Annotated in this window: 11 protein-coding genes; 5 read left to right on the top strand and 6 right to left on the bottom strand. The window is 60.5% G+C overall.

Going from position 1 to position 10,844, the window contains the following annotated elements:
* Positions 1-167 precede the first annotated feature (167 nt).
* Entirely contained in the window at positions 168-1,517 is a 1,350-nt protein-coding gene (gene glpT, locus OK411_RS26920) for a glycerol-3-phosphate transporter (RefSeq protein ID WP_024014747.1), read from the top strand.
* Here the strand turns inward: glpT and OK411_RS26925 are convergent.
* The 6 genes from OK411_RS26925 to OK411_RS26950 form a co-directional block, all read right to left on the bottom strand.
* Positions 1,493-2,161, bottom strand: coding sequence for a gamma-glutamylcyclotransferase (locus tag OK411_RS26925; protein ID WP_024014748.1), 669 nt, complete (start codon positions 2,159-2,161; stop codon positions 1,493-1,495). The two genes, glpT and OK411_RS26925, sit on opposite strands and share 25 nt — an antisense overlap.
* Before the next feature lie 184 nt (positions 2,162-2,345).
* A complete protein-coding gene (locus tag OK411_RS26930; protein ID WP_264365926.1) occupies positions 2,346-3,314 on the bottom strand; it encodes a CDP-6-deoxy-delta-3,4-glucoseen reductase in 969 nt (322 codons plus the stop codon).
* Complete coding sequence (gene ubiD, locus OK411_RS26935) at positions 3,314-4,780, bottom strand: 4-hydroxy-3-polyprenylbenzoate decarboxylase (RefSeq protein ID WP_264365927.1); 1,467 nt, start codon at positions 4,778-4,780, stop codon at positions 3,314-3,316. The genes OK411_RS26930 and ubiD overlap by 1 nt, the downstream gene beginning before the upstream one ends.
* Before the next feature lie 238 nt (positions 4,781-5,018).
* Entirely contained in the window at positions 5,019-6,278 is a 1,260-nt protein-coding gene (gene rho / locus OK411_RS26940) for a transcription termination factor Rho (protein WP_003229334.1), read from the bottom strand.
* Positions 6,279-6,526: 248 nt separating this feature from the next.
* Positions 6,527-6,856 (bottom strand): thioredoxin TrxA, encoded by a 330-nt coding sequence (trxA, locus tag OK411_RS26945; protein ID WP_003206727.1) that lies wholly within the window; start codon positions 6,854-6,856, stop codon positions 6,527-6,529.
* A 120-nt stretch (positions 6,857-6,976) separates the two neighbouring features.
* On the bottom strand, positions 6,977-7,684 hold the full coding sequence (locus OK411_RS26950) for a FadR/GntR family transcriptional regulator (protein WP_073471078.1): 708 nt from the start codon (positions 7,682-7,684) through the stop codon (positions 6,977-6,979).
* A 256-nt stretch (positions 7,685-7,940) separates the two neighbouring features.
* Between OK411_RS26950 and OK411_RS26955 the strand changes: the two genes are divergently transcribed.
* From OK411_RS26955 to OK411_RS26970, 4 genes are read left to right on the top strand one after another with little or no spacing between them, the layout of a single operon-like run.
* Positions 7,941-8,726 (top strand): transporter substrate-binding domain-containing protein, encoded by a 786-nt coding sequence (locus OK411_RS26955; protein WP_076564506.1) that lies wholly within the window; start codon positions 7,941-7,943, stop codon positions 8,724-8,726.
* A 21-nt stretch (positions 8,727-8,747) separates the two neighbouring features.
* Positions 8,748-9,416: an amino acid ABC transporter permease gene (locus OK411_RS26960; RefSeq protein ID WP_122612308.1), complete on the top strand. Its 669-nt coding sequence runs from the start codon at positions 8,748-8,750 to the stop codon at positions 9,414-9,416.
* Complete coding sequence (locus tag OK411_RS26965) at positions 9,413-10,063, top strand: amino acid ABC transporter permease (RefSeq protein ID WP_016772621.1); 651 nt, start codon at positions 9,413-9,415, stop codon at positions 10,061-10,063. The genes OK411_RS26960 and OK411_RS26965 overlap by 4 nt, the downstream gene beginning before the upstream one ends.
* A complete protein-coding gene (locus tag OK411_RS26970) occupies positions 10,050-10,787 on the top strand; it encodes an amino acid ABC transporter ATP-binding protein (protein WP_130926508.1) in 738 nt (245 codons plus the stop codon). Before OK411_RS26965 ends, OK411_RS26970 begins: the two co-directional genes overlap by 14 nt.
* Positions 10,788-10,844: the final 57 nt, after the last annotated feature.

Here is a 10,844-nt window from a genome sequence, read left to right on the forward strand (position 1 = left end):
CCACCATCCCCTCAGCGCCGCCTTCTTATCTCAGAGCGACATGTTCATAAAGGAACGCTCATCTGCCCAAATTTCCGCTGTTTTGCCGACGTGAAGCGATGCTATTTTCGGTAACGAAACTGTAACATTCGCATCCGCAGTCAAAACAAGAAAATTGGAGCTCTTGAATGTTTGCTTTCTTTCGTCCTGCCGCACATCAGGCTCCATTGCCTGAAGAAAAAATAGACAGCACCTACCGCCGCCTGCGCTGGCAGATCTTCGCCGGTATCTTTATCGGCTACGCCGGTTACTACCTGCTGCGCAAGAACTTCTCCCTGGCCATGCCGTACCTGATCGACGAAGGCTACAGCCGTGGCGACCTCGGCTTGGCGATGTCGGCGATCGCCATTGCTTACGGTCTGTCGAAGTTCCTAATGGGCCTGGTGTCCGACCGTTCCAACCCGCGCTTCTTCCTGCCGTTCGGTCTGCTGGTCTCGGCCGGGGTGATGTTCATTTTCGGTTTCGCGCCGTGGGCAACGTCCAGCGTGACGATGATGTTCATTCTGTTGTTCATCAACGGCTGGGCGCAGGGCATGGGCTGGCCGCCGAGCGGGCGGACCATGGTGCACTGGTGGTCGCAGAAGGAACGCGGCGGCGTGGTGTCGGTGTGGAACGTGGCGCATAACGTCGGCGGCGGTCTGATCGGCCCGCTGTTCCTGATCGGCATGGGCCTGTTCAACGACTGGCACGCGGCTTTTTACGTCCCGGCAGCAGTCGCACTGGGCGTAGCGGTGTTCGCCTTCATCACCATGCGTGACACCCCGCAATCGGTCGGCCTGCCGCCAATCGAGCAGTACAAGAACGATTACCCGGAAGGCTACGACGCCAGCCACGAAGACGAATTCAGCGCCAAGGAAATCTTCGTCAAATACGTGCTGCGCAACAAAATGCTCTGGTACATCGCTCTGGCCAACGTTTTCGTCTACTTGCTGCGGTACGGCGTGCTGGACTGGGCGCCGACCTACCTGAAGGAAGCCAAGGGCTTCACCGTGGATAAGACCTCGTGGGCCTATTTCTTCTACGAGTGGGCGGGCATTCCGGGCACGCTGCTGTGCGGCTGGATGTCGGACAAGATCTTCCGTGGCAACCGTGGCCTGACCGGCATGGTGTTCATGGCCCTGGTGACTGTTGCGACTCTGGTGTACTGGCTCAATCCGGCCGGTAACCCGATGGTCGACATGATCGCCCTGCTGTCGATCGGCTTCCTGATCTACGGCCCGGTGATGCTGATCGGCCTGCAAGCGCTGGAACTGGCGCCGAAGAAAGCCGCCGGTACCGCAGCGGGCTTCACCGGTCTGTTCGGTTATCTGGGGGGGTCGGTCGCAGCCAGTGCGGCGATGGGCTACACCGTTGACCACTTCGGCTGGGATGGCGGTTTCGTCCTGCTGGTCGGCGCTTGCCTGCTGGCGATGGCCTTCCTTGCGCCAACGCTGTGGCACAAGCAAGTCGCCAGTCAGAGCCGTGAAGCGGTCGCCTGATCGCTGTGTGATTTACAGCGCTTGAGCCGCGCCTCCAGATTGCGGTCTGGCATGGCGTGGCTGCGCAGGGCATGCGCGGTCTGCTCGACATAATCGCGAGTAGTGCCGTAGCGCCCGCTGGCGCTGGCGAACACCTGGCTGAGCACATGATCCGGCAAGTTGCCGGCATAGCTCGGCAGGTGGCGCTCCAGCACGAAGCCCAAGGCCTGCACCTGAGTGCCATCTTCGAGCCGGCAATTGAGCCAGTGTGGTCGATACGACGGAAACGGCATCTCACGTTTCCACAGCGCATACAGCGCGGTATCGAGATTGTCTTCCGGCAAGCGGTAGGCAAAGCCACTGCATGAACCGCCGCGATCCAGACCGAACACAAGACCGGGCATTTCCGGCGTGCCCCGATGCTCGTGGGACCACAGGTACAAGCCGCGATGATAGCCATGCACGCGACCGCGCATGCGCTCGACTGCCGTGCATTCCGGGCGCCAGATCAGCGAACCATACGCGAACAGCCACACCGGCCCGCCCTTGTGGCGCGCCATGGTCGATTGCATGGAAGCGAGAAGTTGTTCGTGCGTCAGCTGCGGCCCAAGATCGAGCCGCGGAGGGTAAGCCAGGTTCAGAATTGCGTTTTCAATGGCGCTCATGGCGAATAGCGTTCAGCTCCCCGCGGGTGAAGAATTACTTAATAGAACGCACCGCTGTAACAATAAGGCACATATGTTTTAAGGCAAATTAAGTGCCACTGCTTAATTGCCTGATTGATATATAACCTAGCGGTATTTGCCTAATTAGATAAATACCGATCGGCTATATGCCAAGTTATAAGTATCAGGAGCGCGGCGCGTAGGCGAACACATCGGCGCGCATCTGATGCGCATCCATCCCCGCCTCGACCAGCGCGTCCAAGGTGCCGTAAACCATCGCCGGCGACCCGCTGGCATAGACATGTAGCGGTTTCAGATCAGGGAAATCCTCGCAAACCGCCTCGTGCAACATCCCGCAGCGCCCTTCCCAGCAGCACTGGTCGCTGACCACTTTATGCAGGAACAGATTGGGCAGCTTCAGCCATTCGTCCCAGTGCTCGATCTGATAAAAATCTTCCGGGCGGCGTACGCCCCAATACAGATGCACTGGATGCTTGAAGCCTTCGGCGCGGCAATGTTCGATCAGACTGTGAATCTGGCCCATGCCGGTGCCGGCGGCGATCAACACCAGAGGACCGTCGGGCAGCTCCGCAAGATGTGTGTCACCGAACGGCAACTCGACACGCACCAGCGGGTTGCGTTGCAGCTGCTCGATCAGGCTCAACGCACTGGTTTCGCGCGCCAGCACATGGATTTCCAGATCACGCCCGCCGTGGGGTGCCGATGCCATGGAGAACGCCGACTTCTCACCGCTCTCGCGCTCGATCATCAAATATTGCCCGGCGTGATAGCGCGGCGGCTTGCCTGCTGGTGCCCGCAGGCGCACGCGCCAGGTATCGCCGCCGACCTCGCGGCACTCGATGACCTGACACGACAGGCTGCGCACCGGCAATTCACCGAGTGCGAGCACGCCATCCCACAACAGCACGCAGTCTTCCAGCGGTGCGGCGATGCAGGTGTAGAACTCGCCATGATCGTGGACTTTGCCGGCCTGCTCGACGCGGCCCTCCACCAGCAGCGCTGCACACACGTGGCAATTGCCGTTGCGGCAGCTTTGCGGGCAGTCATAGCCCAGGCGCCGCGCACCGTCGAGAATCCGCTCACCGGGCTGTATCTCGAGCACTGCTCCGGAAGGCTGCAGGGTTACACGCATCAATCTATTCCTAACTGATTCCAGATGGCATCGATCCGTTGGGTGACGGCGTCGTCCTTGACGATCACGCGGCCCCACTCGCGGGTAGTTTCGCCCGGCCACTTGTGGGTGGCATCCAGGCCCATTTTCGAGCCCAGCCCGGAGATCGGCGAGGCGAAGTCGAGGTAGTCGATCGGCGTGTTGTCGATCATCACCGTATCGCGCTTGGGGTCCATGCGCGTGGTGATGGCCCAGATCACGTCGTTCCAGTCGCGGGCATTGATATCGTCGTCAGTGACGATAACGAACTTGGTGTACATGAACTGTCGCAAAAACGACCAGACGCCGAGCATCACGCGCTTGGCATGCCCCGGATACGACTTCTTCATCGTCACCACGGCCATGCGGTACGAGCAGCCTTCCGGCGGCAGGTAGAAGTCGGTGATTTCCGGGAACTGCTTCTGCAGGATCGGCACGAACACTTCGTTCAGCGCCACGCCGAGAATCGCCGGCTCATCCGGCGGACGGCCGGTGTAAGTGCTGTGATAGATAGGTTTGACCCTGTGGGTGATGCGCTCGACGGTGAACACCGGGAAGCTGTCGACTTCGTTGTAGTAACCGGTGTGGTCGCCATACGGGCCTTCATCGGCCATTTCGCCCGGATGAATCACGCCTTCAAGGATGATTTCGGCGGTGGTCGGCACTTGCAGATCGTTGCCCCTGCACTTGACCAGTTCGGTGCGGTTACCGCGCAAGAGCCCAGCGAAAGCATATTCGGAGAGGCTGTCCGGCACCGGCGTCACGGCACCGAGAATCGTTGCCGGATCGGCGCCAAGGGCCACGGACACTGGGAACGGCTCGCCCGGGTGCTTCTCGCACCACTCGCGGAAGTCGAGAGCACCGCCACGATGGCTGAGCCAGCGCATGATCACCTTGTTGCGGCCGATAACTTGCTGGCGGTAGATACCGAGGTTCTGGCGTTCCTTGTTCGGCCCTTTGGTGACCGTCAGGCCCCAAGTGATCAGCGGACCGACGTCGCCGGGCCAGCAGGTCTGCACCGGCAACATCGCCAGATCGACGTCGTCGCCTTCGATGACCACTTCCTGGCACACCGCGTCTTTGACGACTTTCGGCGCCATCGAAATGATCTTGCGGAAGATCGGCAGTTTCGACCACGCGTCCTTCAAGCCCTTCGGGGGCTCCGGCTCCTTGAGAAAGGCCAGCAGCTTGCCGATTTCGCGCAGCTCGCTGACCGACTCGGCGCCCATGCCCATGGCCACGCGCTCGGGGGTGCCGAACAGGTTGCCGAGCACCGGAATGTCGTAACCGGTGGGCTTCTCGAACAACAATGCCGGGCCTTTGGCCCGCAGCGTGCGGTCGCACACCTCAGTCATCTCCAGCACCGGCGAGACGGGAATCTGGATGCGTTTCAACTCTCCGCGCTGCTCAAGCTGCTGCACGAAATCCCGAAGATCCTTGAATTTCATTGACGATGGCACCCTCAAAATAGGCGTACATCCTACCTGCTCTGAGGGGCAAACAGCAGCCCGTCATTGCTCGATTGTGGCCCCCGCGCTGCGGCGAAGGCGCAGGCCTCGAACTCGGGAGTGCGCTGCCGACGCCGCAAAATCGGCCCATCAACAGATATCCGTGATGGGCGCGAGATTTTTCGGGGCAAAAAAAACGCCCCCTTGCGGAAGCGTCCTTTGTTGAAACGCCAGCGTATTACTTGCGTTTCATCGACAAGAAGAACTCGTCGTTGGTCTTGGTCGTCTTCAGCTTGTCGACCAGGAACTCGATGGCGGCGACTTCGTCCATCGGGTGCAGCAGCTTGCGCAGAATCCACATGCGCTGCAGTTCGTCGTCGGCGGTCAGCAACTCTTCGCGGCGGGTGCCGGAGCGGTTGATGTTGATGGCCGGGAACACACGCTTCTCGGCGATCTTGCGATCCAGAGGCAGTTCCATGTTGCCGGTACCCTTGAACTCTTCGTAGATCACTTCGTCCATCTTCGAGCCGGTTTCAACCAGCGCGGTGGCGATAATGGTCAGCGAGCCGCCTTCTTCGATGTTACGCGCGGCACCGAAGAAGCGTTTTGGCTTCTCGAGGGCGTGGGCATCGACACCACCGGTCAATACCTTGCCGGAGCTCGGGATCACGGTGTTGTAGGCACGGGCCAGACGAGTGATGGAATCGAGCAGGATCACCACGTCTTTCTTGTGCTCGACCAGGCGCTTGGCCTTCTCGATCACCATTTCAGCAACCTGCACGTGACGGGTCGGCGGCTCGTCGAAGGTCGAGGCAACCACTTCGCCGCGCACGGTGCGCTGCATTTCGGTCACTTCTTCCGGACGCTCGTCGATCAACAGCACGATCAGGTGAACTTCAGGATTGTTACGGGCGATGTTCGCTGCGATGTTCTGCAGCATGATCGTTTTACCGGCTTTCGGCGGTGCGACGATCAGACCACGCTGGCCTTTGCCGATCGGTGCGCACAGGTCGATCACGCGACCGGTCAAATCTTCGGTGGAACCGTTACCGGCTTCCATCTTCATGCGCACGGTCGGGAACAGCGGCGTCAGGTTCTCGAAGAGAATCTTGTTTTTCGCGTTCTCCGGACGATCGAAGTTGATCGTGTCGACCTTGAGCAGGGCGAAATACCGCTCGCCTTCCTTCGGAGGGCGGATCTTGCCAACGATGGTGTCACCGGTGCGCAAGTTGAAGCGGCGGATCTGGCTCGGCGAGACGTAGATGTCGTCAGGGCCGGCGAGGTAGGAAGCGTCTGCGGAGCGCAGGAAGCCGAAGCCGTCCTGGAGAATCTCCAGCACGCCATCACCGGAGATTTCCTCGCCGCTTTTCGCGTGCTTTTTCAGCAGGGAGAAAATCACGTCCTGCTTGCGCGAACGGGCCATATTTTCTATGCCCATCTGTTCGGCCAATTCGAGCAGTTCGGTAATCGGCTTTTGCTTGAGTTCAGTCAGATTCATATAGGAATGACGTAATCATTTATGGAGGGGGGGAAATTAAGCTTTTGGCTTAATGAGGCCGCGCCGCGGAGAAGGCGACAGGATCGCGAACTAATTCGAAAAGGAGTGCGTCGGCGACGGCTAGCAGGGGGCATTGGAGAAACCAGTGCGGGGCCGAATGTACCACCTGAGTTTCGGAGCGTCTAGCCCTGAATACGCAAAAAGCCCCGCGATTTGCGGGGCTTTTTTTCAGCGTATTACTGCGACGCTCAGATGTTGGCGTCGAGGAACGCCGCCAGCTGCGACTTCGACAGTGCGCCGACCTTGGTCGCTTCAACGTTGCCGTTCTTGAACAGCATCAGCGTCGGGATACCACGCACGCCATGCTTGGCCGGGGTTTCCTGGTTTTCGTCGATGTTCAGTTTGGCGACGGTCAGCTTGCCTTTGTAAGTCTCGGCAATCTCGTCCAGAACCGGTGCGATCATTTTGCAAGGGCCGCACCATTCAGCCCAGTAGTCGACCAGGACAGCGCCTTCGGCCTTGAGTACGTCGGCTTCGAAGCTAGCGTCGCTAACGTGTTTGATCAGATCGCTGCTCATGGAATTCTCCAGGTTGTAAGCAAAAAAACGTGGCCCATCATAGCCGCCCTTCCCTTGTTCAGGAAGCCGCAGATGATTGAGTGTTGCTATGGCCCTTGATGAGTTTGGGTATAGCTCAAGTCACGCCGTGGCGGGAGCGATGAAGGCGATTCCGGTACGCAGGGCGGCGTTGCGCACATGTTCCTGCATGGCTTTTTGCGCTGCTCCCGACGCACGGCGGGCCAGGGCACGGAGGATCTTGCGGTGTTCCTGCCAGGTTTCCATGGCGCGCTCGGCGCGGATGAACGGCAGTTTCTGGCTCTCGAGAAAGATCTCGGCGCTGGCGGTGAGAATGCTCAGCATCGCCTGATTACCGCTGGCAAGAAGGATGCGTCGGTGGAATTCGAAGTCGAGTTTCGCCGCTGCCTCAAAGTCGCCGAGCTTCAATTGCTCGCGCATGGCCGCAACGTTGTCTTCCAGCGCATCCAGATCGAACGTGCTCAACGTCACTGCCGCCAAACCTGCTGCAAACCCTTCGAGCGCATAGCGCAATTGAAAGATATCCAGCGGCGATGCCTGCGCCGCAAACGACCAGCCTGGCGCGTTGTCGCCGCGCGACAATTCGACCGGCGACTGCACGAACACGCCCTTGCCCGGCTGAATGCTGACCACGCCCAGTGCACTGAGCGACGACAGCGCTTCACGCAACGATGCCCGACTGACGCCCAGTTGCAGCGCCAGATCCCGTTGCGAAGGCAACGCGTCGCCGGCACCGAAGCCCTGTTCGGTGATCAGTTTGCGGATCGCTTGCAGCGCCACTTCGGGTACGGCGCGGGAGATCGAATTCATGATGTGCGGACGCGTCAGGGCCAAGGTGCGGCTAGTTGTAAAGCTATTCGTCGAGTCCGGCAAGTCGTGCCCCAGCGGGGTTCGGCGCGTGCAGCCGATGCGCCATCGCAGTGCGAAAACCGAGCTGACTGTTCAGACCAGTAAGACCGAACCAAGCCGCTGCTACCGCGGCCTGCCGGGGCGAAATCCGCCTGTTGGCACGGCCCATGCTCTGTTCGATCGCAGCAACCACTTCCCGCCGATCCGGAGATTGTCCATGACCCAGCGTTACAGCGCCCTCCTCGCTTCCCTGTTTGCCGGCCTGCTGCTGTGCCAGGCCCCCGCTCACGCCGACGGTCTGGACGACGTGGTCAAACGCGGCACGCTGAAAGTCGCCGTGCCCCAAGACTTCCCGCCATTCGGCTCGGTCGGCCCGGACATGAAGCCGCGCGGCCTGGATATCGACACGGCGAAACTGCTCGCTGACCAACTCAAGGTCAAACTCGAACTGACCCCGGTCAACAGCACCAACCGCATCCCGTTCCTCACCACCGGCAAGGTCGATCTGGTGATCTCCAGCCTCGGCAAAAACGCCGAGCGCGAGAAGGTCATCGACTTTTCCCGCGCCTATGCGCCGTTCTACCTCGCCGTGTTCGGTCCGCCAGACGCCGCGATCACCAGCCTCGACGACCTCAAGGGCAAGACCATCAGCGTCACCCGTGGCGCCATCGAAGACATCGAGCTGAGCAAAGTCGCCCCCGAAGGCGTGACCATCAAACGCTTCGAAGACAACAACTCGACCATCGCCGCTTACCTGGCAGGCCAGGTCGATCTGATCGCCAGCGGCAACGTGGTGATGGTGGCCATCAGCGAGAAGAATCCCAAGCGCGTGCCGGCGCTGAAGGTGAAGCTCAAGGATTCGCCGGTCTACGTCGGTGTGAACAAGAACGAAGCGGCGCTGCTGACCAAGGTCAACGACATCCTCAACACCGCCAAGGCTGACGGCGCACTGGAAAAGAACTCGCAGACCTGGCTGAAAGAGCCGCTGCCTGCCGATCTCTGATCGACTGCGCGGGAGACCTTCATGGCTTATCAGTTCGATTTTTTGCCGGTGGTGGAAAACACCGACCTGCTGCTGCGCGGCGCTTTGTTCACGCTGGAGCTGACCGCCATCGGCGCGCTGCTCGGGGTCGGCGTCGGGATTGTCGGGGCGCTGGTGCGGGCGTGGCAGATCCGCCCGTTCTCGGCGATCTTCGGCGTCTACGTCGAGTTGATCCGCAACACGCCGTTTCTGGTGCAACTGTTCTTCATCTTCTTCGGCCTGCCGTCGCTCGGCGTGCAGATTTCCGAATGGCAAGCGGCGGTGCTGGCGATGGTGATCAACCTTGGCGCCTATTCGACCGAGATCATCCGCGCCGGCATCCAGGCGATTCCGCGCGGGCAGCTGGAAGCGGCAGCGGCACTGGCGATGACCCGCTTCGAAGCGTTCCGCCACGTCGTCCTGCTGCCGGCGCTGGGCAAGGTCTGGCCGGCGCTGAGCAGCCAGATCATCATTGTCATGCTCGGTTCGGCGGTGTGTTCGCAGATCGCCACGGAAGAATTGAGCTTCGCCGCCAACTTCATTCAGTCACGCAACTTCCGCGCCTTTGAAACCTACGCGCTGACCACCCTGATCTACCTGTGCATGGCGCTGCTGATCCGCCAATTGCTCAACTGGTTCGGCCGGCGGTTCATTGCGAGGAGCAGCCAATGAGCGATTTCACTTTCTGGGACATCCTGCGCAACCTGCTCACCGGCCTGCAATGGACGCTGGCGCTGTCGCTGGTGGCGTTCATTGGCGGCGGCCTCGTCGGCCTGCTGATTCTGGTGATGCGCATCTCCAAGAACACCCTGCCCAGCAGCATCGCCCGCACCTGGATCGAGCTGTTTCAGGGCACGCCACTGTTGATGCAGCTGTTTCTGGTGTTCTTCGGTGTGGCGCTGGCCGGGATCGAGATTTCGCCGTGGATGGCCGCCGCGATCGCTTTGACCTTGTTTACCAGCGCCTATCTGGCAGAGATCTGGCGCGGCTGCGTCGAGGCCATTCCCCACGGTCAGTGGGAAGCCTCGTCGAGCCTGGCGCTCAATCCGCTCGAGCAGCTGCGCTACGTGATTCTGCCGCAAGCGCTGCGCATCGCCGTGGCGCCGACCGTGGGCTTCTCGGTGCAAGTGGTCAAAGGCACAGCGGTGACCTCGATCATCGGCTTCACCGAACTGACCAAGACCGGCGGCATGCTCGCCAACGCCACGTTCGAACCGTTCATGGTCTACGGCCTCGTCGCCCTCGGCTACTTCCTGCTCTGCTACCCCTTGTCCCTCAGTGCGCGCTACCTGGAAAGGAGACTGCATGCCTCTGCTTAGAATTTCCGCCCTGCATAAATACTACGGCGATCACCACGTACTCAAAGGCATCGACCTCAGCGTCGAGGAAGGCCAGGTCGTGGCGATCATCGGCCGCAGCGGCTCGGGCAAATCGACTCTGTTGCGCACACTCAACGGCCTGGAGTCGATCAACGACGGCGTGATCGAAGTCGACGGCGAATACCTCGACGCCGCCCGCGCTGATCTGCGCAGCCTGCGACAGAAGGTCGGCATGGTCTTCCAGCAGTTCAACCTGTTCCCGCACCTGACCGTCGGGGAGAACGTCATGCTCGCGCCGCAAGTGGTGCAAAAAATACCCAAGGCCAAGGCTGCCGAACTGGCGCGGGAAATGCTCGAGCGAGTCGGGCTCGGGGAGAAATTCGATGCCTTTCCGGATCGTCTGTCCGGCGGGCAGCAACAGCGGGTGGCGATCGCCCGCGCCCTGGCGATGTCGCCGAAGGTGCTGCTGTGCGATGAAATCACTTCGGCACTGGACCCGGAACTGGTCAATGAAGTGCTCAGCGTGGTTCGGCAACTGGCCAAGGAAGGCATGACGCTGATCATGGTCACCCACGAGATGCGCTTTGCCCGGGAAGTCGGCGATAAATTGGTCTTCATGCACCATGGCAAGGTGCACGAGGTGGGCGATCCGAAGGTATTGTTTGCCAATCCGCAGACGGCGGAGCTGGCGAACTTTATTGGCACGGTGGAGGCGACAGCCTGAAGATTTTCTGAGGCAGTGATGCCCTCTTCGCGAGCAGGCTCGCTCCCACAGGGGAAT

The sequence above is a fragment of the Pseudomonas sp. RG1 genome, assembly GCF_025910115.1.
GTDB lineage: Bacteria > Pseudomonadota > Gammaproteobacteria > Pseudomonadales > Pseudomonadaceae > Aquipseudomonas > Aquipseudomonas atacamensis.